This is a genomic window from Nitratireductor sp. XY-223 (genome assembly GCF_004959855.1).
In the GTDB taxonomy this organism is placed as follows: Bacteria; Pseudomonadota; Alphaproteobacteria; order Rhizobiales; family Rhizobiaceae; genus Hoeflea_A.
The window spans coordinates 581,999-605,772 of record NZ_SPNT01000002.1 but is presented as its reverse complement, the minus strand read 5'-3'; the positions used below and the strand labels follow the sequence as shown (position 1 = coordinate 605,772).

17 protein-coding genes are annotated in these 23,774 nt (G+C 63.0%); 8 read left to right on the top strand and 9 right to left on the bottom strand.

The annotated features are described in order from the left end of the window. Nucleotides 1-33 precede the first annotated feature (33 nt). The 4 genes from E4M07_RS09405 (at nt 34) to E4M07_RS09390 (ending at nt 3,565) form a co-directional block, all read left to right on the top strand. Complete coding sequence (locus E4M07_RS09405) at nt 34-1,215, top strand: cytochrome P450 (RefSeq protein ID WP_136658048.1); 1,182 nt, start codon at nt 34-36, stop codon at nt 1,213-1,215. Nucleotides 1,216-1,217: 2 nt separating this feature from the next. Then, complete coding sequence (locus E4M07_RS09400) at nt 1,218-1,538, top strand: 2Fe-2S iron-sulfur cluster-binding protein (protein ID WP_136658047.1); 321 nt, start codon at nt 1,218-1,220, stop codon at nt 1,536-1,538. Between the two features lie 211 nt (nt 1,539-1,749). Further along, nucleotides 1,750-3,174, top strand: a complete 1,425-nt coding sequence (locus E4M07_RS09395; RefSeq protein WP_136658046.1) for a pyridoxal-dependent decarboxylase — start codon at nt 1,750-1,752, stop codon at nt 3,172-3,174. A 1-nt stretch (nt 3,175) separates the two neighbouring features. Continuing rightward, nucleotides 3,176-3,565 (top strand): YbaN family protein, encoded by a 390-nt coding sequence (locus E4M07_RS09390; protein WP_136658045.1) that lies wholly within the window; start codon nt 3,176-3,178, stop codon nt 3,563-3,565. A gap of 255 nt (nt 3,566-3,820) precedes the next feature. Here E4M07_RS09390 and E4M07_RS09385 read toward each other — a convergent pair whose 3' ends face one another. From E4M07_RS09385 to E4M07_RS09375, 3 genes are read right to left on the bottom strand one after another with little or no spacing between them, the layout of a single operon-like run. Further along, a complete protein-coding gene (locus E4M07_RS09385; protein WP_136658044.1) occupies nt 3,821-7,174 on the bottom strand; it encodes an error-prone DNA polymerase in 3,354 nt (1,117 codons plus the stop codon). Further along, nucleotides 7,171-8,688, bottom strand: coding sequence for a DNA polymerase Y family protein (locus tag E4M07_RS09380; protein WP_246660398.1), 1,518 nt, complete (start codon nt 8,686-8,688; stop codon nt 7,171-7,173). Before E4M07_RS09380 ends, E4M07_RS09385 begins: the two co-directional genes overlap by 4 nt. Continuing rightward, nucleotides 8,672-9,514 (bottom strand): hypothetical protein, encoded by an 843-nt coding sequence (locus E4M07_RS09375; RefSeq protein WP_136658042.1) that lies wholly within the window; start codon nt 9,512-9,514, stop codon nt 8,672-8,674. Before E4M07_RS09375 ends, E4M07_RS09380 begins: the two co-directional genes overlap by 17 nt. A gap of 239 nt (nt 9,515-9,753) precedes the next feature. Here E4M07_RS09375 and E4M07_RS09370 point away from each other — a divergent pair, with 239 nt between their 5' ends. The 3 genes from E4M07_RS09370 (at nt 9,754) to E4M07_RS09360 (ending at nt 13,993) form a co-directional block, all read left to right on the top strand. Continuing rightward, the gene (locus E4M07_RS09370) at nt 9,754-11,301 is read left to right on the top strand and encodes an AbgT family transporter (RefSeq protein WP_136658041.1); all 1,548 of its coding nucleotides are present in this window, start codon (nt 9,754-9,756) and stop codon (nt 11,299-11,301) included. Between the two features lie 335 nt (nt 11,302-11,636). Further along, on the top strand, nt 11,637-12,536 hold the full coding sequence (locus E4M07_RS09365) for a hypothetical protein (RefSeq protein WP_136658040.1): 900 nt from the start codon (nt 11,637-11,639) through the stop codon (nt 12,534-12,536). A 26-nt stretch (nt 12,537-12,562) separates the two neighbouring features. Then, entirely contained in the window at nt 12,563-13,993 is a 1,431-nt protein-coding gene (locus E4M07_RS09360; protein WP_136658039.1) for a DUF2272 domain-containing protein, read from the top strand. Between the two features lie 40 nt (nt 13,994-14,033). Here E4M07_RS09360 and E4M07_RS09355 read toward each other — a convergent pair whose 3' ends face one another. Together E4M07_RS09355 and E4M07_RS09350 are read right to left on the bottom strand one after the other, a co-directional pair. Next, nucleotides 14,034-14,447 carry a hypothetical protein gene (locus E4M07_RS09355; protein WP_136658038.1) on the bottom strand — a complete coding sequence of 138 codons (414 nt, stop codon included), beginning with the start codon at nt 14,445-14,447 and terminating at the stop codon, nt 14,034-14,036. 201 nt (nt 14,448-14,648) lie between these two features. Further along, nucleotides 14,649-15,356 carry a DUF1013 domain-containing protein gene (locus E4M07_RS09350; RefSeq protein ID WP_136658037.1) on the bottom strand — a complete coding sequence of 236 codons (708 nt, stop codon included), beginning with the start codon at nt 15,354-15,356 and terminating at the stop codon, nt 14,649-14,651. A 246-nt stretch (nt 15,357-15,602) separates the two neighbouring features. Between E4M07_RS09350 and acs the strand changes: the two genes are divergently transcribed. After that, nucleotides 15,603-17,552, top strand: coding sequence for an acetate--CoA ligase (gene acs, locus E4M07_RS09345; protein WP_136658036.1), 1,950 nt, complete (start codon nt 15,603-15,605; stop codon nt 17,550-17,552). 34 nt (nt 17,553-17,586) lie between these two features. Here acs and E4M07_RS09340 read toward each other — a convergent pair whose 3' ends face one another. The 4 genes from E4M07_RS09340 to E4M07_RS09325 all read right to left on the bottom strand — a co-directional run bounded on the left by E4M07_RS09340 (nt 17,587) and on the right by E4M07_RS09325 (nt 23,732). After that, the gene (locus E4M07_RS09340) at nt 17,587-18,888 is read right to left on the bottom strand and encodes a cyclopropane-fatty-acyl-phospholipid synthase family protein (protein WP_136658035.1); all 1,302 of its coding nucleotides are present in this window, start codon (nt 18,886-18,888) and stop codon (nt 17,587-17,589) included. 115 nt (nt 18,889-19,003) lie between these two features. Continuing rightward, nucleotides 19,004-20,305: a cyclopropane-fatty-acyl-phospholipid synthase family protein gene (locus E4M07_RS09335; protein WP_136658034.1), complete on the bottom strand. Its 1,302-nt coding sequence runs from the start codon at nt 20,303-20,305 to the stop codon at nt 19,004-19,006. Nucleotides 20,306-20,450: 145 nt separating this feature from the next. Beyond that, entirely contained in the window at nt 20,451-21,869 is a 1,419-nt protein-coding gene (locus E4M07_RS09330) for a pilus assembly protein (protein ID WP_136658033.1), read from the bottom strand. Between the two features lie 330 nt (nt 21,870-22,199). Beyond that, nucleotides 22,200-23,732: a pilus assembly protein gene (locus tag E4M07_RS09325; RefSeq protein ID WP_169054146.1), complete on the bottom strand. Its 1,533-nt coding sequence runs from the start codon at nt 23,730-23,732 to the stop codon at nt 22,200-22,202. Between the last annotated feature and the right edge of the window lie 42 nt (nt 23,733-23,774).

The following is a 23,774-nucleotide window of genomic DNA, read 5'->3' as shown; positions in this document are numbered from 1 at the left end:
CACATGCTAGAGCGATTATTGCAGGAGGCATTCATGGCCACGCCCGTCCCAGTCATGGACGACATCTCGATCGCCGCGCTGACGGCCGACCCCTATCCGAGCTTCCGCCGCATGCGCGAGGCGGCCTCCGCGGTCTGGGTGAGCGATGCGCGCATCAACCTCGTCACCCGTTTCGACGACATCATGACGGTCGAGCGCGATCACGGCCGGTTTGCCTCGACCAATCCCGGCTCCCTGATGAACAAGGTCATGGGCCATTCGCTGATGCGCAAGGACGACGAGGCGCACCAGGTCGAGCGCAAGGCCATCGAGCCGTCGTTCCGCCCGGGCGTGGTGAAGAACCACTGGACGCCGGTTTTCGATGCCATCGCGGACCGGCTCATCGATGCCTTTGTCGAAAGCGGCGAGACAGACCTGTTCGGCAGCTTCGCCGCCCCCATGGCCTCGCTGTGCCTGAATGAAATGATCGGTTTCAGGAATGTCGCCTGGCAGGATCTTGCCGCCTGGTCGCAGGCGCTGATGGACGGTGTCAGCAATTACGGCACCGTTCCGGAGACCGCGACGAGGGCCGCCGCGGCCTCGGACGCGATCGACGCCGCCATCGATGCCGTGCTCGACCGGTACCGGGACAGGCCCGATGCCACGATCCTGTCGTCGATGCTGCATGCCGAACACGCCCATTCCATCGAGCAGATCCGCGCCAACATCAAGGTGATCATCGGCGGCGGCCTCAACGAGCCGCGCGATTCGATCCTCACCACGGTCTACGGGCTGCTGCTCAATCCCGACCAGCGGGCCCGCGTCGAGGCCGATCCCAAACTCTACCGGCCCGCCTTCGAGGAAGCGGTGCGCTGGGTCTCGCCGATCGGCATGTATCCGCGGCGCGTCACACGCGACACGGTGCTCGGCGACACCGCGCTGAAGGAAGGCGACCAGCTCGGAATCTGCGTCGGTGCGGCCAATCGCGACCAAAGCCGGTTTTCCGATCCCGATGCCTACGATGTCTTCCGCGACCGCGGCCAGCATCTCGGTTTCGGGGCCGGGCCGCATTTCTGCGCCGGCACCTGGGTCGCGCGCCAGATGGTTGGCGAGATCGCGGTTCCCAAACTGTTCGACCGCCTGCCGAACATGCAACTGGATGACGACAAGCCGGCTCGATTGAGCGGCTGGGTGTTTCGCGGCCCCGTCTCCCTGCCGGTGCGCTGGGAGGTCTGAAATTGGTCAGGATCACGTTCATTCAGCCCGACGGCAGCCGTCGGGAGATCGAGGCTGAGCCGGGCGATTCGGTGATGCAGGCGGCGCTCGCCCACAATGTCGAGGGCATCACCGCGGAATGCAACGGGTCGGCCGCCTGCGCCACCTGCCACGCCTATTTCCAGGAGGACCGTCTCGGCGGCCTCGATGCGATGGCCGAGCATGAGAACGACATGCTCGATTTCGCCGCCTGCGAGCGCAGGTCCGGAAGCCGGCTGAGCTGCCAGGTCAAGGTCACCGATGCGCTGGACGGCATGACCGTAACTCTTCCCGAAATGCAATAGCGCCACCGCGCCAGGCTCTCCGCCCCGGGCGACACAGGCCCGAACGTCTCTGCGGTACTTGCCGGGGCGCGCCGGATTGCTGTTGAATATAATTAACATGTTATCTATATTTGTGTCGCCTGTGGGGAGAATTGCCGCAGGCCATGCAAGCCTATGGATTTGAATCCCCTTTTGCCTATAGGCTCGCCCGGTCCTCAACAGGAACAGATCGATGGACAAATCCGAATTTCGCAAATGGTCGCACAAAGCCAGCGACTGGTCGGCCGATTATCTCGAAACGCTGTCGCAAAGACCGGTGCGCGCGCAGGTGCGGCCCGGCGACATAGGCAGGATGATCGAAGACAGCCCGCCAGACACAGCTGATTCGATGGAGGCGATCTTTGCCGATTTCGAGCGCATCATTCCGCACGGCATGACCCATTGGCAGCACCCGCGGTTCTTCGCCTATTTTCCGAGCAATGCCGCGCCCGCGGCGGTGATTGCCGAACAGCTCGCAACAGCCATCGGCGCCCAGTGCATGCTGTGGCAGACATCGCCGGCGGCGACGGAGCTCGAGGTCCGGATGGTCGACTGGCTGCGCCAGGCGCTCGGCCTGCCCGAGGACTTCAAGGGCACGTTCCAGGACACCGCCTCCTCGGCAACGCTATGCGCCGTCTTGACGATGCGCGAACGGGCGCTCGACTGGACCGGCAACAGGGCCGGCCTGTTCGGCCAGAAACCGTTGCGCGTCTATGCATCCAAGGGAACCCACAGCTCGGTGGACAAGGCGATGTGGGTGTCCGGCATGGGTCAGGACAACCTGGTCCACATTCCCGTCGATAAAAACGGCGCCATGGATATCGGCCTCCTGAAGGCCGCCATCAAGTCCGACCGTGAGGCCGGCTTCCAGCCGGCGGGCCTCGTGGTGTGCGTCGGCGGGACCTCGACCGGGGCGACGGACGACGTCGCCGCCGCCTGCGCCGTCGGGCGCGAGGAAGGACTTTACATCCACGTCGACGCGGCCTGGGCGGGATCTGCGATGATCTGCCCGGAATTCCGCCATCTTTGGGAAGGGGTCGAACAGGCCGACAGCATCGTCTTCAACCCGCACAAATGGCTCGGCGCGCCGATGGAGTGCTCGGCCCATTTCGTGCGCGATCCCGAAACGCTCGTCAAAACGCTCGCCATCCAGCCCGAATATCTCAAGACCTACGGCAAGGAAGGGCTGGTCAATTTCAGCGAATGGTCGGTGCAGCTCGGCCGCCGCTTCCGGGCGCTGAAGATCTGGTTCCTGCTGCGCGCCTACGGCCTCGGCGGCCTGCGCACCATGATCCGCAACCATGTCGCCTGGTCGCAGTCGCTCGCCGAGCGGCTCGGCGGCGAGCCGGATTTCGAGATCACCACGGAGCCGGTCCTGTCGCTGTTTTCCTTCCGCTACGTGCCTGAAGGCCACCGCGGCGATCTCGACGACCTCAACCGCCGCCTGGTCAATGCCATCAACGATGACGGCCGCATTTACCTCACCCAGACGCTGCATGGCGCAAGGCAGGTGATCCGCTTCACCGCCGGGCCGTTCGAGATGGAGGAGCAGGACGCGCAAATCGCCTTCGAGACCATATGCGACATCGCCCGCGGCCTTGACGCCAGGGCCAGCTGAGATGCTCAAACGCAACCGGCTGCATCGCTATTTGTGGCTCGCCGCCGGTTGCGTCAGCCTGGCACTCGGCATCATCGGCATCCCGCTTCCGCTTCTGCCGACAACGCCCTTCCTGCTCCTGGCGGCGTTCTGCTTTGCCCGCGGCTCGGAAAGGCTGCATTCCTGGCTGGTCAACCACCCGCGCCTCGGCCCCCCGATCCGTGACTGGGAGACCCATCGCGCCATCTCGCGGCGCGGCAAGACCATGGCAATGATCGCCATCGCCGCGGTGTTCGCCGCCAGCATCCTTTTCAACGCGCCGATGCGCGTGATCATCATCCAGGTCGTCGTTCTGTCCGCCGTCAGCGTCTTCATCCTGACACGCCCGCGCCCGCCGCATGAGAAGCCATAATTCTGTCCTCACGCCGTACGCGCCTTCGGCGCTGGCGGTTTGTTTTCGCTCACGGCCGCACCGCCGCTGCGCGGCTGGCCTGCGAGGGCGCGCCGCATAAGCGGCGACGGCCGGTCGGCCTTGCGAAGCACTACGTGCTTCGAGTTGATGTGTCCATGACAGGTGGCACCAAACGCACGCGACCGCGTGCCGCCGACCGTTCGGCGCCCCGTCCGGAGGTTAGCGGCGAAGCCGCGCTCAACCGTGAGGACATAATCAGTGAAAATTCCGCCCGCCCGGCAGCACCTTGCGGGTGGAGGAATAATGCTGGTGCCCGCCGGTGCGCATCTGCGGCACCTGCTCGAAGAGGTTCCGAAGCCGCATCGCCGGCCTGCTGCGGTCGCGCTCGCGCGGGTCGGTCGGCTCGCGCTTCACCTCGTCGGCGCGCGCCAGGCCGTCGATCGGCCCCTCCGCGTCGCAAAGCCCGGCCAGCAGCGGAGTCAGGTCGTAGAGCTCGCGGGCAACCACATGGATCACCCCGTCCTCGGACTGCAGCGGCCCGCGCACGCCGATGAAGCGGCTGCCGATCACGATGGTGCGGTAGCGCTCGAACACCTTTGGCCAGACGATCGCATTGGCGACCCCGGTCTCGTCCTCCAGCGTCTCGAACACCACGCCCTTGGCCGAGCCCGGCCGCTGGCGCACCAGCACAAGCCCGGCGACCGACACGAAGCGGCCGGCTCGCAGGTCCGGCAGCCGCGCCGCCGGCACATAGCCGTCGCGGGCAAGCTTGTGGCGCACGAAGGAGACCGGATGCGCCTTCAGCGAGAAGGTCAGGCTGCGATAGTCGTTGATCACCTGTTCGCCGAGCGGCATGGGCGGCAGCACGACATCCGGCTCGCGCTGCAGGTCGCGGCTGCCGGCCGCCGCGAAAAGCGGCAGGCGTTCGGCGGCGCCCAGCGGGTCGAGCGCCCGCACCGCCCAGATCGCGTCGCGGCGTGAAAGCCCGATGGAGGAAAAGGCGTCCGCCTCGGCGAGCTTTTCCATCGCCCGGCGCGACAGGCCCGAACGCATCCACAGGTCGCGCACGCTGTCATAGCCTTCGCCGCGATGCGCAAGGATCAGTTCCGCATCCTCCTCGCCGATACCCTTGATGCGGTGGAAGCCGAGCCGCACCGCATGGGCGTTCCGCATCACCGGCGCCATCTCGGCATGGCGCGCCGCGATTGCCTGCTTGCCGGCATCGGTTGCCTCCAGCGTCGACAGCCATTCGGAATGGTTGATGTCGACCGGCCGCACCTCGACGCCGTGCTCGCGCGCGTCGCGCACCAGCTGCGCCGGCGCATAAAAACCCATCGGCTGCGAATTGAGGATCGCCGCGCAGAAGACGTCCGGATAATAGCATTTGAGCCAGCAGGACACGTAGACGAGCAGCGCGAAGCTGGCCGCGTGGCTCTCGGGGAAGCCGTAATCGCCGAACCCCTCGATCTGGCTGAAGCAGTGCTCGGCGAAGTCCCGCTCGTAGCCGTTGGCGACCATGCCCTCGACCATCTTGATGCGGAAATTGTGGATCGTGCCCACCCGCCGGAAGGTGGCCATTGCCCGGCGCAGCTTGTCGGCCTCGCCGGGTTCGAAATTCGCCGCCACGATGGCGATGTTCATCGCCTGCTCCTGGAACAGCGGCACGCCGAGTGTCTTGGCGAGCACGTCCTTCAGCTCCTGCTTGGGATAGGAGACCGGCTCCTTTCCCTGCCGGCGCCTGAGATAGGGATGCACCATGTCGCCCTGGATCGGCCCCGGCCGCACGATCGCCACCTCGATGACGAGGTCATAATAGCAGCGCGGCTTCAGCCGCGGCAGCATCGACATCTGTGCCCTGCTCTCGATCTGGAAGACACCGATCGTGTCGGCCCGGCAGATCATGTCATAGACATTGCCGTCGCCGTCGGGCAGCGACGACAGGGTTTCGCTGCGGCCGTAATGGGTCTGCAGGAATTCGAACGCCTTGCGGATGCAACTCAGCATGCCAAGGCCGAGCACGTCGATCTTCAGCATGCCGAGACTTTCCAGGTCGTCCTTGTCCCATTCGACGACGGTGCGGTCCTCCATCGCCGCGTTCTCGATCGGGATCACCGAGCTCAGCCGGTCGCGCGTGATCACGAAGCCGCCGACATGCTGCGAGAGATGGCGCGGAAAGCCGATGATCTGGCTCGCCATGTCGAGGATCTGCATGAGGTGCTTGTCGTCCGGGTCGAGCCCGGCGCGGCGGGCGTCCTCCGCGTCGAGCTTCGAGGAAGACGAGCCCCAGCGCGTGCCCGATACGGCGGTGATGACGTCGTCGGAAAGCTCGAATACCTTGCCGACCTCGCGCAGCGCCGAACGGCCGCGATAGGTGATCACCGTGGCGGCGAGCCCGGCGCGGTCGCGGCCGTATTTCCCGTAGATATACTGAATCACTTCCTCGCGCCGCTCGTGCTCGAAATCGACATCGATATCGGGCGGCTCGTTGCGCTCCTCGGAAATGAAGCGTTCGAAAAGCAGGTCGACCTTTTCCGGATCCACTTCCGTTATGCCCAGGCAGTAGCAGACGGCGGAGTTGGCCGCCGACCCGCGCCCCTGGCACAGGATCTTCTCGCTGCGGGCAAAGCGTACGATATCGTAGACGGTCAGGAAATAGGGCGCGTAGTCGAGCTTTCTGATCAGCGCCAGCTCATGCTCGAGCGCCGCCAGCACCTTTTGCGGGGCGCCGTCCGGATAGCGCTCCTGCAGCCCTTCGGCGGTCAGTCGCTCCAGGGTTTCCTGCGGCGGCGTCGCGCTTCCGGTCGGCTCCTCCGGATAGAGGTACCGGAGTTCGTCGAGCGAGAAAGAAAGCCGGCTAAAAAGCCTTTCCGTTTCGGCGACGGCCTGTTCGTAGCCCTTGAAGAGGCGCAGCATCTCCGCCGCGCCGCGCAGGTGCCGCTCGGCATTGGGCTCGAGCTGCCTTCCCGCCTCGCGCAGGCTCAGGTGCTCGCGGATGCAGGTCACCACATCCTGCAGGAAACGCCGCTCGGGCGCGTGGTAGAGCACATCCCCCACCGCCAGCAACGGCAGGCCAGCCTGCCGGGCAAGGCCGGCGACCGCGGCGAGCAGGCGCTGGTCGGCGGCGCCGTAGCGCCAGGCGGCGGCGAGATAGACGGCGCCGGAAAAGCGCTGCCCGAGCGTCTTAAGACAGGCGGGCATGGCAAGCGGCAGGGTCGCTGCCGGCACCACAGCCATGATCAGCCCGTCGCCGTGTTCAACGAGGTCGGCAAGGCCGAGATGGCACTCGCCCTTCGGCGCCCGGCGCTTGCCGAGCGTCAGCAGTTCGCACAGCCGCCCATAGGCGGCCCGGTCCTGCGGCCAGACCAGGATATCGGGCGTGCCGTCGCAAAACACCAGCCGGCAGCCCGGCGCGAAGGCGAGCCTGGCCTCCTTGGCGGCCATATGCGCCCGCACCACGCCGGCCAGCGAATTGCGGTCGGCAACGCTCAGCCCCGCAAGGCCGAGGCGGGCGGCCTCAACAACCAGTTCCTCGGGATGCGACGCCCCGCGCAGGAAAGAAAAATTGCTGGTGGCGGCAAGCTCCACATAGCCGGGGGAAGGTACCGTCATGCGAACAGCCCGTGCATGAACCAGGCGGGCTCGCGCGTCTCGCGCTCGAACAACCCCTGCCGGAAGATCCAGAACCGGAGCCCCGCATCGTCCTCGACGCGGAAATAGTCGCGGCTCTGCCCGCCGCGCCCGTCGCGCCACCATTCGCAGGCAATGCGTTCGGGGCCTTCCGAGCGCACGACGCTGTAGAGTGTCCTGCGCCACCGGAAGCGGATCGGCGGGCCGTCGGGCACCTCCGCGACGGCTTCGACCGGCTCGGGCCGGTCGAACAGGAGCACCGGCCGGGTCAGCACGGCGGCGCCGCCCTGTCCGCCCGCGACCGGCCCGTCCGCGTTCCAAGAATACGTGCCGGCGCTGCCGGCGGCCTGCGCCACAAGGCCGAAGCTGCGTTCGGGAATATGTGTGTCGGCGGCGACGAAGCGCTGCACCCGGTCCGTGCCGAGGCGCGCGCCGAGCTTGTCGACGAGGCCGATGAACGCCTCGCCCCGCGACTGCCCGCCGCCGAGATCGGCCTGCGCCACGGGCCGTTCCTCGCTCTCGGTGACATTGAGGCGGATGAGGTCGAAGCCGAAGCCGGCATCCATATCCTCGTGGAAACCGGCAATGCGCTCGCGGAACAGCATCATGATGCGCTCCGGCTGGTAGACGGGGCTGGCCGCGCGCACGGCGATCGGCGTGACGTGTCCGTCGACACGGAAAAGCTTCAGCTCCAGCGTGCGCGCACCCAGCTGACGCGCATCGAGCCGGGATTTAAGGTTGCCGGCGAGCTGCAGGGCGGTGCGCTCGATGTCCTCCACCAGGGCGATCGGCTCGGCAAAGATGCGTTCCGCCGACAGCTCCGGCACCGGCAGGCGCGGCGAGATCGCCTCCTCCTCGCGCCCCAGCGCCTGGTCGAGCCGCAAAAGCAGGCTGTTGCCGAAGCGGGCGGCGAGCGGCGCCCGCGGCAGGGCGGCAATGCAGCCGACGGTGCGAAGGCCCAGCTTGCGCAGCATGTCGAGCATTTCCGTTTCGAGACGCAGGCCCGCGAGCGGCAGGTCGAGCAGTTCCTTGCTGTGCCGGCCCGGCGCGACGGCCGCGCGGTCGCTGTAGCGGGCAAAGGCCCAGGCGGCGCCGGGCGTGTCGGCGATGGCGGCATGCGCGCGGATGCCCGCGGCGCGCAGCCGGGCGACAAGATCGCCGCGCATCGCCTCCTCGCCGCCGAAGAGATGGGCACAGCCGGAAATGTCCAAGAACAGGCCGGGCGCGCTCCCCGAAACGGTTGCCGCAAGCGTCTCCACCGCCACCAGCGGCGTGTAGCGGTCGCACCAGGCGGCAATCGCCTCAAGCAGCGCCGCATCGGCGTCCGGGTCGTCATCGAAGACATCCAGATCGGGAAACAGCGCCCGCGCATCGCTCAGCGTCTGCCCGACGCGCAGCCCGGCGCGATAGCCGTGGCCGTCCACGGCGACGAGGCGCATGGCGTTCTTGACCTTGGCGGTCGCGGCAAGGGGCGGGGCGTCAGGACGCCCGTTCAAACGCCATGACCTGCCCCATTTGCGGCGCGCTGTCCGGTCGGTGGGGAGTCGCGGCAGGGCAATCGACATAATCCGCTGGGACATGTTCAAAACCGTGTTCGTGCTGGTTCCATGCAACGGTCCACTGCCCCGTCTGACCGTTGCGGTTGCGTTCAAGGACAAGGCCCAGCCGCAAAAGCCCGATGCCCTTTTCAAGATGCGGGTCGGCCGCCGAAGCGCGTGCGCTGACGCACCACCTGGTTGCCGCCGCGTTGGCCTCCTCCTCGCCGCCCTGCCGCAGGATGGAGACGAAGAGCCCGTTCTGCTGCGCCTTCAGCATCAGCCGCCGGCTCGCCGTCATGTCGAAGCGCGGCGGATTGCCTTTCACCTGGAAGACGACGCCCGCCAGTTCCGTGCACTTCGCCGCCTCGTCGCTCGCCCACAGCGCCGATTTCAGGTCCGCCGGGCGCACCATGAGAAGCCGCGCCGGGTCGAGCCCGAACATGGCAAGCCCTGCCGGGAACAGCTGACCGCCGTCGAGCCGGCAGGCCGGATCGCAAACCCAGACGATCCGCCCCGTCCGGTTTTTCATGCAGCCGGCGATCAGCCCGGCGAGAAAGCCGATGGCGGCGCCAATGTCGCGGCTGAGGCCGCAGCGTACCTCGTGCAGCGCAAAGACCGGGAACCCGTCCTCGAAGACCGCGTCGACCGCATCGATGCCGAAGCGGACAAAACCGTTCTTTTCGCGCAGGCGGGCATGGCGCGCGAAGGAGGCGTGACGCCGGTCGACCTTGGCGACGGCGTCCTGCAATGCCTCCATCCTCTGCCGCACATCGGTGCCCTGCATTGTCCTTTGCTTCCCATATGTTCTTGCTTTGTTCTAATATAGATTCCAAAAAATCTCGCCGGAGTCAAGCAAGCCCGCGGCAAGATTCTTCTGTCATTTGTTGTGTTCGCGACGCGCCGCCAACTAAAGTTGTAAGACCAAAGCAGCCGGCTTTTTGCCCCAATCTGGCCCCAAAGCGCGCACAATAGGGCGCGCCGGGGACACCATGCTGAGGGACTGTTGAGCACAGGAACAAAAACATGACGGATACCCCCTCCCAGACAAGCCGAGGCTTAATCGCCGCGATCGAGCGCACCGGCAACCGGCTGCCCGACCCGGTCTTCATCTTCTTCTGGCTGATCGCGATCCTGATGATTGTCAGCGTCTTCGCCTCGTTCATCGGCCTGTCGGCCGTTCATCCGGTCACTGACGAGCCGGTCAGGGCGATGAGTCTTCTGTCGGCGGAGAACCTGCGCCGCCTCGTCACCGACATGCCGTCCACCTTCACCCACTTCCACCCGCTCGGCTATGTGCTGGTCGTCATGCTCGGCGCCGGCGTCGCCGAGCGCACCGGTTTCCTGGGCGCCGCCATGCGCGCCGGCGTCAGCAATGCGCCGACGGCGCTGCTCACGCCGATCGTCGTCGCCGTCGGCATGATCGGCAACCTTGCCGCCGACGCCGCCTACGTTGTGCTGATTCCGCTCGCCGGCGTCATCTTCGCCGCCGCCGGCCGTCATCCGGTCGCCGGCATCGCCGCCGCGTTCGCCGGCGTCTCCGGCGGATTCTCGGCCAATCTCTTCCCCGGCCAGCTCGACGCGCTGCTCTTCGGCATCACCGAGGCCGGCGCCGAGATCCTCGATCCGGCCTGGAATGCCAACATCGCCGGCAACTGGTATCTGATCATGGCGCTGTTCTTCATCTACCTGCCGGTCATCTGGTACATCACCGACCGCCAGGTGGAGCCGCGCCTCGGAAGATGGAGCGGCGGCACCGTGGCCGACACGGACGAGCCGATTTCCGGGCCGCTGACCGCCGACGAGCGCCGCGGCCTCAAATGGGGTGCGCTGACCATCCTCGGCGTCATCGCCGTGTGGGTCGTGCTCACCGTCGGCCCCGGAACGCCGTTGATCGACCAGGACGCGAGGCCGGAAGCCCGCCTCACCCCGTTCTACCAGTCCCTGGTCGCCGGCTTCTTCTTCCTGTTCCTGCTGAGCGGCTGGGTCTACGGCCACGTCACCGGCGTCATCAAGAACCACCGCGACCTGGTCGAACTGATGTCCAAGTCGATGGCCGAGATGGGCTACTACCTGGTGCTCGCCTTCGCCGCCGCCCATTTCGTCATCATGTTCGTCTGGTCCAATCTCGGGCTGATCCTGGCGATCGACGGCGCCGAGTTCCTGCGCTGGACCAACCTGCCCGGGCCGCTGCTGCTCGCGGGCCTGCTCATCCTGTCCGGTTTCATCAATCTTTTCGTCGGCTCGGCCTCGGCGAAATGGGCCCTCCTGGCACCCATCCTGGTGCCGATGCTGATGCTGCTCGGCATCAGCCCGGAAACCGCGACGGCGGCCTACCGCATCGGTGATTCGGCGACCAATATCATCACCCCGCTGATGGTCTATTTCCCGCTCATCCTGATCTTCTGCCAGCGCTGGGACAAGAATTTCGGCATCGGCAGCCTGATGGCGGTGATGATCCCCTATTCGGTCTGGCTGATGATCACCGGCGTCGTCATCATCGTCGTGTGGACCGGCTTCAACATCCCGCTCGGCCCCGGCGCGGTGGTCGATTTCAGTCTCGGCGGCGGTTAGGGACGACCGCCCCGCCCGTCGCGGCGGCAGAATTGGCCGGTCGTGGATCTCGCCGTTCGGCGTCTTCCCGAGGTCCACACCGGCCCCCTCAGGACGAAATCCGGCCGCGCCGCAGCCGGATTTCCTTAGGCCAGCCGCCCCGGCAACAGAGCCATCGCCGCCAATCAATCAACCCGGCGAAACCGACCCGAAACTGAAATTTAGCTGTTGAATACTTAATCATTTTTGGTTGATTTGCTTAAGTATATTGCTATTCTAGGTTTTGGTCGCAAAAGATCACAAAAAATAAGAATATCTTACGAAATTTTACCATCGCGGCCTTGGGGAGGGATGTCGTGGTCCTAGGCGCTCGTCCAACTGCCGGAAAGCCATCCGGCGCAAGCATTTTTCAAGGAAAAGCCGGAGCAGCCATAGCCGCAATCGCCATCGCGCTGGTCGCGACGGCTTGCAGCCCGTCGGTCCAGACCGGCCCCCCGCGCCTCTACACCGTCGACAATGAATTGACCGCGCTGAGAACCACCTACGGCGTGGCCATGGTCGAAAGATACAACAACGCGGCAACACCGGCGCAAAAGCTGGGATACCGGAATTCAATTATTCTGGGACGCATGTATGCCATTGATCTGGCCTACGGACGCTACGAGGCCCGCCTCACGCAGGAACGCCAGCAGGTCCCGTTTGTCGCCACCGTGACGAGCATCGCACTCAGCGGCACCGGCGTCCTGATCGCTGACACGACCACCAAGAGCGTGCTGGCCGCGATCGATACCGGTCTCAAAGGTTCGGTTGAAGCCTACGAGAAGGACATTCTCGTCCAGAAAACGATCGATATTCTGCAGACGGCCATGCAGACGAACCGGGCGAGAATACGTTCGGATATCATCTCCCGGCTCGATCTGAGTGTCGCCCAGTATCCCCTCGAACTCGGCCTGTCGGATGTGGAGCGCTATTACCGGGCCGGAACGCTCACCGGCGGCTTTTTGACGGTTACCGAGGCCTCGGCTTCCGAACTGAAGGCTGCGAAGGAAAACGAACTGTCCACGATCGACCGTTTCGGCGCCGACAACGCGACGACGAAAATCAGGAACTACCTTAGGGCGAACGGGGCCGACGGCAGAACAAAGGTCCGGCTCTGGCTCAAGGCTAAAGGCGTGAACGCCACGACAACCGCCCTGCTGAACAAACAGCAATATGCCACGCTGCGCGCCGAACTGGTTCGCGATTTCGGCCTGTAGACGTTTCAACAACAGGGAGTTCGGATATGCCTATAGGAACCGACAAGATCGAGTGCATTCCCGATGACCAGCTTGATGTCGTCCTGGAAGACATCGCGTTTGAGGGACTGAAGGTCATATCCAAGTTCAAGGCCGATTGCGGCTGGACCGTTGTCTACACGACGCAACCCGGCGCGACACCGCCGGCGGACAACGAGGAAGGCGACACGAACAACACGCCAAGCCCGGGCCCGGCCCCTGGCCCAGGCCCCAGTCCAGGCCCCGTTCCCGGTCCGACCAACGGACTTGTGAGAGTGGTGATCACACCGTCCGATTTCGACGCTCTTTGCCGTGTCGCGCAAAGCGAAGTGGGGCATTTCGGCAAGCACGGCCAGTCGCAACTGGAAGGCGGACTGGCTGCAGTGGTTGACACGGTTATCAACCGGGTCGCCCACAAGGGCTTTCCCGACGCGGTTCAGGAGGTGGTTGATCAACCGTTCCAGTTTTCGGCGATCAACAGCCTGGGAAGCTGGACCGGATTGCCGGCCGCCCGACAGGATGTCACGAAGATCATCGCCGATCACGTGCAGCACCGCATTTCGGGCGGACCCTGCTCGGTAAAGGGCGCAACCCATTTTCTCAACCCGCATCTGTCCTCGCAGAACGCCCTTGCAACCTGGGGAAACCATGTGGTGGCAAACCCGGTTGCGATATTCGGCAATAACGCCAAGAAGGATGTCCATTTTCACGGTTTTGCGCCGGGGACGGTGCTGCCTCGCAACTACATTCTCGAACACGGCAACCAGAAAGCGAAGTTCGCCGGCAACGGTGTAACGCTCGGCAGTTCAGCCACAGGCGCCTCGCTCGCAGACAAAATTGTATCGATCTGCCTTGAGGAATGGGAGTTCTTCGAAAAGGGCACCAGAAAGGAAGCCGACGATCCTCAATTCCTGCGGATCGGTGACTACTGGAGCGGGCTTGGAATCGCCCATAACGGGCGCACCCAGATCGTCAACCAGGCTACCGGTAAATCGCACAACCCGCCCTGGTCGTCCGCGTTCATAAGCCATGTGCTTAAAAAAGCCGGTGCGGGCAGCGGATTTCTATACAGCCAGGCCCACTGTCACTATGTGCAGGACTTTATCTCCGGGCGGGTGAACGCGGTCTATGAAGCGATGCATCCGGAAAGTTATGCGCCGCAGCGCGGTGACATCGTGCACTTCGGGCGGGGCGGGGCAAAGCAGCACGATTTCAGTGCCGCGCGGGGGGATTATCTCGCCGACAGCTTCTATCCGTCCCACTCGGATATTGTCGTGTCGGTGGATGCGGGAGCCAAGAAGATTACGGCGATCGGCGGTAATGTCAGCAATTCCGTCAAGGACAAGAAACTTAAGATCGACGCCAACGGCTTACTGCTTCCAAGACCCGAGGGCGCAAGCACCTTTCCGTGGATTGCGGTGTTGAGGCTGGTGAAATAGTCCACCGGCCGCATCGGCATCGTTGACCCGTCGGAAATGATCAGCCCGCCAGCACGCTGAAGACGGCCCCGTAGTTCAGGATCAGGTAGGGCAGGATCGCCAGGTTGGCAAAAATCAGCACTGGCAGTGCCCAAAGCAGCATGACAAGTAGAGAGCCCTCGACCAGGTAGATCACGGCGAGCGACAGGAAGACGCTGATGTAGAGGTCGAGGCCGATCTGTAGCCCCCACCAGAGCCGGTTCACCTTGGCGACGGAACGGAAGAAGACCTCTTTGCGATGGGCCTGGACCGAATAGGCGAGGAAGGCAAGGAAGATCAGCCAGATTGCCGCTTTGCCTGCCGCGCCCGGCCCGGAAAAGTCGAGCGCGCCCTCGCGCGCGCCGAAGATCGCGGCCAATGTCAGGAATACGATGTAGGCGCCCCACAGCGCGTGACGCTTGATAAATCGCTTCATTCAGTGTCCCGCGCAGTCGCTGTGCGGTCCTTTCCGTTCCCGTTTCCCGGGCTTAGGGAGCAGTCACCGTTATGCCACGCGATCCGGACGGATGAAAGCGGCCTCGCTCCCCGGTTCCGGCGCCTTGGACGCAATACCGAACATAAAAAGGCCGCGCTGCCGTTCTGGCAACGCGGCCCTTCCGTTCCCGGATCGACCGGTCTAATCCGTTGGCTCTTCCGGCTTGTCGGTCTTCAGCGAATTCAGCTTGGCGAAAACGGCATCGGCGTCGATCTCGTCCTCTTCCTTCTTCTTCGGCGGCACGATCGGCTCCTCCAGGGAGAACCCTTCCGTTTCCTGTGCCGGAAGCAACGTCTCGTCCTCGCGCACCACGACCTCCGACGGGCGGTCCTTGGCTGCCTTTTCCACTTCCATGTCGAGGTCGATCTGCGTGCACAGGCCAAGGGTCACCGGATCGAGCGGGGTCAGGTTCGCCGAGTTCCAGTGGGTGCGTTCGCGGATCTGCTCGATGGTCGACTTGGTTGTGCCGACAAGGCGCGAGATCTGCGCATCGCGCAGTTCAGGGTGGTTGCGCACCAGCCACAAGATGGCGTTCGGCCGGTCCTGCCGCTTCGACACGGGCGTGTAGCGCGGGCCCTTCCGCTTCAGTTCGGGCACATGCACCTTCGGGCTCGACAGCTTCAGCTTGTGCGCCGGATCCGCCTCCGCCTTGGCGATTTCATCGCGCGACAGCTGGCCGGTCTGGATCGGGTCGAGGCCCTTGATGCCCTGCGCCGATTCCCCGTCGGCGATGGCTTTGACCTCCAGCGTGTGCAGCTTGCAGAACTGGGCGATCTGATCGAAGGTCAGGGCCGTGTTGTCGACCAGCCACACGGCTGTGGCCTTGGGCATGAGCAATTGTTGAGCCATGGATAAAATTCTCCTGTCCGCCCGCTCCGGGGGCGGGCCGTGGTATCACCACAATTTCCGGGAAGTGGGCGCCTCTATAACGCCAATCGCGACGAAATGCAATCAAAGCGGCGGTCACCAAAGCCTTCGGCCCATAAGTCTAATTGCTTGAACGAAAACAACTGCTATGAAGAACACCACCATCGGGTGCGGACCCGCCTGGCCGGGCGGGAGCCGGCCGCCGGTTCGCGTGTAAAGGAGGAGTGCATGACCGAGAAGACCCACAAGGTGCTGAAGGCCGCCAGGAAACGCGCCCTGATCGACAATGACACCTATCTTGACTGGTACCGCCAGAGCACGAAGAACCCCGAGAAGTTCTGGAAGAAGCACGGCAAGCGGATCGACTGGTTCAAGCCCTACACGAAGGTCAAAAACACCTCGTTCTCCGGCAAGGTCTCGATCAAGTGGTTCGAGGACGGCGTCACCAACGTCTCCTATAACTGCATCGACCGCCACCTGAAGAAGCGCGGCAGCCAGGTGGCGATCATCTGGGAGGGGGACAACCCCTACGACGACAAGAAGGTCACCTACAACGAGCTTTACGAGCGGGTCTGCCGCCTCGCCAATGTGCTGAAGAGCAACGGCGTCAAGAAGGGCGACCGGGTCACCATTTACATGCCGATGATCGTCGAGGCCGCCTACGCGATGCTCGCCTGCGCCCGCGTCGGCGCCATCCACTCGATCGTCTTCGGCGGCTTTTCGCCCGACGCGCTGGCCGGCCGGATCGTCGATTGCGATTCCAGCTTCGTCATCACCGCCGACGAGGGCCTTCGAGGCGGCAGGGCGATCCCGCTGAAGGAAAACACGGACAAGGCCGTCGACATCGCAAAAAAGAACGGCGTCACGGTCAAGAATGTGCTGGTCGTGCGTCGCACCGGCGGCGATGTTGGCTGGGTCGAGGGGCGCGATATCGACTACCAGAAGGCCGTCGAGGCCGCCAAGCCGGACTGTCCGCCCGCCAAGATGAAGGCGGAGGATCCGCTCTTCATCCTCTATACGTCCGGTTCGACCGGCAAGCCGAAAGGGGTCCTGCACACGACGGGCGGCTATCTCGTCTACGCCTCGATGACCCATCAATATGTCTTCGACTACCATGACGGCGACATCTACTGGTGCACGGCCGATGTCGGCTGGGTCACCGGCCACTCCTACATCGTCTACGGGCCGCTCGCCAACGGGGCGACGACGCTGATGTTCGAGGGCGTTCCGAATTATCCGGATGCCGGCCGTTTCTGGGATGTCGTCGACAAGCACCAGGTCAACATATTCTACACCGCGCCGACGGCGATCCGCGCCCTGATGGGAGCCGGCGACGATTTCGTCAAGCGCGCGTCGCGAAAGTCCCTGCGCACGCTTGGCACGGTCGGCGAGCCGATCAACCCGGAAGCCTGGGAATGGTATTACAACGTCGTCGGCGACCGGCAGTGTCCGATCGTCGACACCTGGTGGCAGACCGAGACGGGCGGCATCATGATCACGCCGCTGCCCGGCGCCACCGACCTCAAGGCCGGATCGGCGACACGTCCGTTCTTCGGCATCCAGCCGCAACTCGTCGACGGCGACGGCAATGTCCTGGACGGTGCGACGGAGGGCAATCTTTGCATTGTCGATTCATGGCCGGGCCAGATGCGCACGGTTTATGGCGACCACGAGCGCTTCATCCAGACCTATTTCTCCACTTACAAGGGCAAGTATTTCACCGGGGACGGCTGCCGCCGCGACGAGGACGGTTATTACTGGATCACCGGCCGCGTTGACGATGTCATCAACGTTTCCGGCCACCGCATGGGCACCGCCGAGGTTGAATCCGCGCTCGTGGCGCATGACAAGGTGTCCGAGGCCGCCGTCGTCGGCTATCCGCACGACATCAAGGGCCAGGGGATCTACTGCTACGTCACGCTGATGGCCGGCGAAAAGGGCAGCGAGACGCTGCGCAAGGACCTGGTCAAGCATGTGCGCCAGGAGATCGGCCCGATCGCCTCGCCGGACAAGATCCAGTTCGCGCCGGGTCTTCCCAAGACCCGGTCGGGCAAGATCATGCGCCGCATCCTGCGCAAGATCGCCGAGGACGATTTCGGCACGCTTGGCGACACGTCGACCCTTGCCGAGCCGGCGGTGGTGGACGATCTGATCGAAAACCGCCAGAACAAGAAGTAGCACCGTTGGAAAAGGGGGCGTGCAGCCCCCTTTTTCATGCCGGTCTGTAAAGGTCCGCCCGTGTCGGGGGCAGGCCGCTCGGACCGCGGCGCTTGTGCGATGCCAGGGTCTGGTAGAGCCGCATGCCGTTGCGTTCGAAGGTGATCGAGCAGCCGCCGAGATAAACCAGCCAGAGCCGCGTCTTGACTTCGCCCACTTCCGCGACCGCCGCGTCGTAGTTCGCCAGCAGCCGGTCGTGCCAGCGGCGGCATGTGCGCTGATAATGTTCCCGCCAGTCCTCGACGTCGTGGACCTCGAACCCGTTTCGCTCGAGGTTGGTCACGGTGTTGCCGATATGGTCCAGCTCGCCGCCCGGAAATATGTATTTGGTGATCAGCTTCGTCTCTTCGTTCTTCTTCTTGAAGGCCTTGTCGTCCTTGCGTGCCTGACGCGTTATCGCATGGTGCAGGAACAGCCCATCCGGCTTCAGCACGCGGCGCACCGTTCCATAGTAGGTGGCGTGGTTGGCGATGCCGATGTGCTCCTGGATCCCGATGGCCGCCACCTTGTCGAACTGGCCCTTGACCGTGGCGTAGTCGGCCAGGTCGAACTTCACGCGATCGGACAATCCCAGCCGCTCCGCTTTCGCCTTGGCATATTCGATCTGCTGCGTTGCCAGCGAAACGCCCAGCGTGGTCACGCCGTAATTCTGTGCCGCATGGAATGACAGCGCCCCCCAGCCGCAGCCGATATCGAGCATCGTCTCGCCGGGTTTGAGCCGCAGCTTGCGGCAGATCATCTCCAGCTTGTCGATCTGCATCCGGTCGATGTCGTTGTCCCAGTCGGTGCAGTAGCCGCAGGTGTAGACCATCTCCTCATCCAGCCACAGGGCGTAGAAGGCGTTCGAGACATCGTAGTGGTACTGGATGTTCTTTTCGTTCTCCTCGCGGCTGCCGTCGCTGGGTTTTTCGTCGGACTGGTCCTGCAGCGGCCAGGGCCCGCCGCGCCCGACGAAGAGGAACTTGCGGAGCGCGTTGAAGGCCGTCCACTTGCTGAGTTTGCTGCGGATTTCACGGGTCCGCACCTTCGGCTTCTGCGCCGTCAGGTCGAATATGTCGCCGTTGACGAGATCGATGCGCTTCGACACCCAAAGGTTCAGCAAGGTCTCCATGTTGGGCCTGCGCAACAGGGCCGCGACGATGCCTTCATCGGCGAGCTTGATGGCGAATGCGTCATCCGCCAGCTCTTCCGGCACCGTCGATCCGTCCCAAAGGATGAATCCGACATCGATTTGCATCAGGTCGCGCGCATGCGCGAGAAGTTTGCGAAGGGATTTCAGCCTGCCCCTGGCACCCATGTCCACCGCTCCGGTCCTGTTGAAACCGGGCGAACCTAGAGCGTATCGTCTTCAAATGGAAGCGTGTGATGGCTGAAAACCGGCAGGCGGTCTCCGACGGGCCGAACCGTTCCCCTCAATTCGGACGATAAAGGTCCGCCCGCGTCGGCGGCAGGCCGCTGGGGCCCCGTCTCTTGTGCGTTGCGACCGTCTGGAAGAGCCGCGCCGTGTTGCGCTCGAAAGCGATCGAGCAGCCGCCGAGATAGACCAGCCACATGCGCGTCTTGACCTCACCGACCTCGGCGACGGCGGCATCGTAATTCGCCAGCAGCCGGTCGTGCCACAGCCGGCAGGTGCGCTGGTAATGCTCGCGCCAGGCCTCCACATCGTGCACTTCGAAACCGTACTGTTCCAGCATGAGCTCGGTGTTGCCGATATTGTCGAGTTCGCCGCCGGGAAAGATGAACTTGGTCAGCAGTTGGAAGGCCTGGGTCTTCTTTTTGTAGTCCTTCGGATCAAGCTTCGCCGGCCGCGTGATGGCATGGTGCAGGAACAGCCCGTCCGGTTTGAGGACCCGTTTGACCGTCCTGTAATAGGTCGGGTAGTTGGCGACGCCGATATGTTCCTGGATACCGATCGCCGCGACCTTGTCGTACCGGCCCTCGACGGTCGCGTAGTCGGCCAGCTCGAACGTCACCCGGTCGGACAGTCCGAGGCGTTCGGCCTTCTCCCTGGCGTATTCGACCTGCTGCTTTGACAGGGTGACGCCATGTGCGGTGACGCCGTAGTGTTGCGCGGCGTAGAGCGAAAGGGCACCCCAGCCGCAACCGATATCGAGCATCGTCTCGCCGGGCTTCAGCCGCAGCTTGCGGCAGATCATTTCCAGCTTGTCGATCTGCATCTGGTCGATGTCATTGTCCCAGTCCGTGCAGTAGCCGCAGGTGTAAACCATCTCCTTGTCGAGCCACAATGCATAGAAGGCATTGGACACGTCATAGTGGTATTGGATGTTTCTTTCGTTCGCCTCTCGGCTGCCGTCGCTGGGCTTGTCCTGCTCCTGGTCCTCGAGCGGCCAGGGGCCGCCGCGGTCGACGAGCCAGAACTTCCGGGCGGTGTTGAATGCCAGCCATTTGCTGATCCTCCTGCGCAGCTCGCGCGAGCGAATCTTCGGCTTCTGCGCGACCAGATCGAACATGTCGCCATTGTGCAGGTCGATGCGCCGGGAGACCCAGATATTGAGCAGCGTCTCCATTTTCGGCTTTTTAATCAACGCCGCAACAACGCCCTCGTCGGCAATGCTGACGGCAAAGGCGCTGTCCGAAAGATCTTCCGGGACGGTTGACCCGTCCCACAGCCGGATGCCGACGTCGACCTGCGCGAGTTCGCGTGCATGGGAGAGAAGTTCACGAAGGGAATTCAGCCTAGCTTTGGCGCCCATATCCAATGCTCCGGTTCACCTAGACAAACCGAGGAAAAATTAATGTTACGGCCAAATGCGGTCAACCGCAGCGGGAATGGCATCGAAACAAAAAAGGGCCGATCGCCATCATGGCGACCGGCCCACAGGCCCCGCGATGACGAAACTACTGGATCAGTCGCAGGCTCTGGATCGTGCGTGCGATGTTCTCGTATGTTTCCTTCAGCTCCTCGCCGGTTTCCGGCTCGTAGTGATAGGTGACTTCGCCATCGTCCGGCGTCGCGCAATCCTTGAGCATGGCAAGCGCCGTGGAATCGTAGAGCTGAAAACCGATGGTGAAGATCTTGATCTGGTCGCCCTTGACGTTGTCGCACAGATTTTCCGTATGGGTGCGCGACTTCGATCCCTGGCTGCCGGCGGACCAGTTCTTTTTCTTCACGTCCGCATAGGCCGTGTTGAACTCGCCGTCGGTCATAAGGATCACATATTTCTGCAGATCGTCATCGACGGCCGGGTCGCCCGGTTTCGAACCCGAAGGCATATAGTCGTACCAGTCGTGCGACAGGGTGTACCAGGCCCACTGCAGGCCGATATGCCCGGCGGTCCAGCCGCTTGCATTGAGGCTGTTGATCCGCGTCTTGAGTGCCGATTCGTTGCTGCTGAGCGGCATCAGCGCCGCGCTCGGGCACCAGTCCGTGTGCAGCCGTGAATCGCGCGGCAGCATGCCGTAGGACGGATTGGCATCGGAGTACTGGTAGGACGTGCCGCTGTTCGGCGCCTTCCGGTCCGTCGCGCAATCGTCGATCGGCGTGCCGTCGTCATTGGCATACATGTCATCCATGTTGCCGGTTTCCTGGAAAGCGTCGATGTCATAGCCGACACCGGTGTCGTCGAAGAGCTCGTTGCTGTAGAACGGCGCGTCGCTCTTCTTTTCCTTGAAGTCCGCATAGACATACTGCGCCAACGGTCCGGTATTGACCGCGTAGCTGTAGGGAATGAGGCTGATGCGGACCTTGACGTCGGTCGGCGTGTTGACGCTGAGCAGTTCCTCGACGCCGATTTCCGCGGCGTCTTTCAGCGCCGTGATCTTCGAACCGCCCATGGAACCGGTCGTATCGAGCACCATCGCCACTTCGATATCCGAAATGCCGTAGGTTGCGGCCGAGTTGCTGCCGACCTCCTGATGGTCGACCGCGGCGCCGATGCTGATGAATTTCAGGTCCTGGTCGTAGACGGCCCTGGCGGAAACGGTCTTGTCCACCGGATTGATGGTGATGTTCTCGATGGCGAAATCGCTCGAGCCCAGATCATCGACACCGAGGTTGGCGATGAACACCGCTTCGAGGTAGTCATCGGCCTGATCCTCGGTGATCTCGCCGATCGACAGCGCGCGCGCCGTTGCCAGCGTCGCCGCGTCCAGCGAGTTCGTGACCCGGGTCTTCATGTTGATTGAATGCGAGAATTCGACGGCCAGGCCGACTGTCAGAAATATCGCTGCCGTTGCGAAGGCGAATATCATCATGAAATTGCCGCCTTCGTCGCGCCGGAAATTCGCGAAGAGCGTGTTCAGTTTACCCGTACCCATCACATCTTCCCATCAGATTGATCGTTGTCACATCACACGGCCGGCCGCGCGAACCAGGGCGCACCTCACCGCTATTATCTCACTATTTTTAAGGGTGCAGGATTGAAGTGAACTTAATTTTATTGCCTGCATTTTATTCAAATCGTCAACGCGCTGATCCGAAACGGATTTAAATTTGAATATTGCGGGGATATTCTTGGGGTGCTCTGTAGATATCGGCAAACCGGCGTAATTTCGATTTGGATATTGCTTATTGATACAAACATATAAAGACGGGGCGCCTGCAATTATTTGCGGGCGCCCCGTCGATTCCGGCAAGACCTCCGGTTCTTACTGGGTCAGGCGCAGCGTCCTGATCAGATTGGCGATCTTCTGATAGGTCTCGCGAAGATCTTCCGCCGTTTCCGGCTCGTAGTGGTAGACCAGGGTACCTTCCGTCGGCGAGGCGCAGGCCTGCAGCATTGTGTCGGCGCTGCTCGGCGTCTCGTAGCCGATGGTGAAGATCTTGATGCCCTGGTTCTTGATCTTCGTGCACAGCTGTTTCGCACGGTTTTCGGATTTCGTGGACTGGCTGGTGACATTGCTGGAACTGTTGTTGCCGGCATAGGCGGTATTGAAGATACCGTCGGTCATCAGGATGATGTATTTGGCAAGATCGTCGTCGGTCGCCATGTCGCCGGGATCGGAAGCCGTCCCGTCGAAATAGTCGGCCCACTCATACGAGATCGTGTACCAGGCCCACATCAGGCCGATCTGGCCGGCCGTGTATCCGCCGCTGTTGAGGTTTTCGATGGCCGTATCGAGATCGGACTCGGAACTGGTCAACAGAACAAGGGGTGAAGCGGGGCAGGTTGCGATGCGCGAATCGCGGCTGATCATCCCCTTGCTGGGGTTGGCGCTGGAATACTGGTAGTTCGTTCCGCCGCTGTAGGGCGCCTTCCGGTCGGTCGCGCAATTGTCGACATTGGAGAAATCGTCTTCGATTTCAAAGTCCGACGGAAGATTGTCAACCGACGTATCGGTCGGGCACCAGTAGTCGTCGATATCGGATGCCTTGATCTTGATCCGTACCTTGGCCTTGTTGTTCTTCAGCTTGTAGCAGACATCATAGTCCTTGATGTAGGACGCGACATCAAAACCAAGCCCGTAGCCGCCGGGATCCTGCGTGGCATCGTACTCTGCCGAATCGCTGTCCATCTTCGCGTCGTAGATCGGCGCGTCGCTCTTGCTGTAGCGGTAGTCCGGATAGACATATTTGGCGAGCTGGGAGCCGACATTGACCCCGTAGTTGTACGGCACGAGGCTGATGCGGATGTTCTCATCGGTCGCCGTGTTGGCGGCCAGCAGCTCGGCGACGCCGATTTGCGCGGCATCCTTCAGGTTCTCGAGCTTGCTGTTGTTTCCGGAGCCCATGGAGCCGGTGACGTCGAGCACCATCGCGACCTCGACCGATCCGATGCCGAAACTTGCCGCGGAATAGCTGGCAATCTTCTGTTCGGTCGTTCCGGTTCCCACGCGCAGCAGTTTCAGCGGCTGCTTGATGCTGACCCGGCCCGATACGGTCTGGTTGCTTGTATTCACATCGAACGATTCGAGGGTGTAGGCGGTGGCGTCGAACGAGTCGTCGCCCATATTGGCCGCAAAGATCGCCTTGAAGTAGTTCTCGGCGGCATCACCCGTTTTGCTGATCTCACCGATCGAAAGGGCCCGTCCGGTCGCCAGGGTCGCAGCATCGAGCGCATTGTTGATGCGCGTCTTGTAAAGCAGCGACTGCGAATACTCGACGGCCAGTCCGGCAGCCACGAACAGAACGCCCACGGAGAGGCCGAACATCATCATGAAGTTGCCACTGCGGTCGTTCACGAGCCGACGACAATCGCGGCGAAGTTTGCGGTAAAACATGCT

Coding starts and splice junctions, on each gene's coding strand:
- E4M07_RS09340 (WP_136658035.1), bottom strand. CDS start 18,888: ATGGGTGCCAGGGGCAGGCTGAAATCCCTTCGCAAACTTCTCGCGCAT.
- E4M07_RS09405 (WP_136658048.1), top strand. CDS start 34: ATGGCCACGCCCGTCCCAGTCATGGACGACATCTCGATCGCCGCGCTG.
- E4M07_RS09360 (WP_136658039.1), top strand. CDS start 12,563: ATGCCTATAGGAACCGACAAGATCGAGTGCATTCCCGATGACCAGCTT.
- acs (WP_136658036.1), top strand. CDS start 15,603: ATGACCGAGAAGACCCACAAGGTGCTGAAGGCCGCCAGGAAACGCGCC.
- E4M07_RS09390 (WP_136658045.1), top strand. CDS start 3,176: ATGCTCAAACGCAACCGGCTGCATCGCTATTTGTGGCTCGCCGCCGGT.
- E4M07_RS09330 (WP_136658033.1), bottom strand. CDS start 21,869: ATGGGTACGGGTAAACTGAACACGCTCTTCGCGAATTTCCGGCGCGAC.
- E4M07_RS09350 (WP_136658037.1), bottom strand. CDS start 15,356: ATGGCTCAACAATTGCTCATGCCCAAGGCCACAGCCGTGTGGCTGGTC.
- E4M07_RS09375 (WP_136658042.1), bottom strand. CDS start 9,514: ATGCAGGGCACCGATGTGCGGCAGAGGATGGAGGCATTGCAGGACGCC.
- E4M07_RS09385 (WP_136658044.1), bottom strand. CDS start 7,174: ATGACGGTACCTTCCCCCGGCTATGTGGAGCTTGCCGCCACCAGCAAT.
- E4M07_RS09355 (WP_136658038.1), bottom strand. CDS start 14,447: ATGAAGCGATTTATCAAGCGTCACGCGCTGTGGGGCGCCTACATCGTA.
- E4M07_RS09395 (WP_136658046.1), top strand. CDS start 1,750: ATGGACAAATCCGAATTTCGCAAATGGTCGCACAAAGCCAGCGACTGG.
- E4M07_RS09335 (WP_136658034.1), bottom strand. CDS start 20,305: ATGGGCGCCAAAGCTAGGCTGAATTCCCTTCGTGAACTTCTCTCCCAT.
- E4M07_RS09370 (WP_136658041.1), top strand. CDS start 9,754: ATGACGGATACCCCCTCCCAGACAAGCCGAGGCTTAATCGCCGCGATC.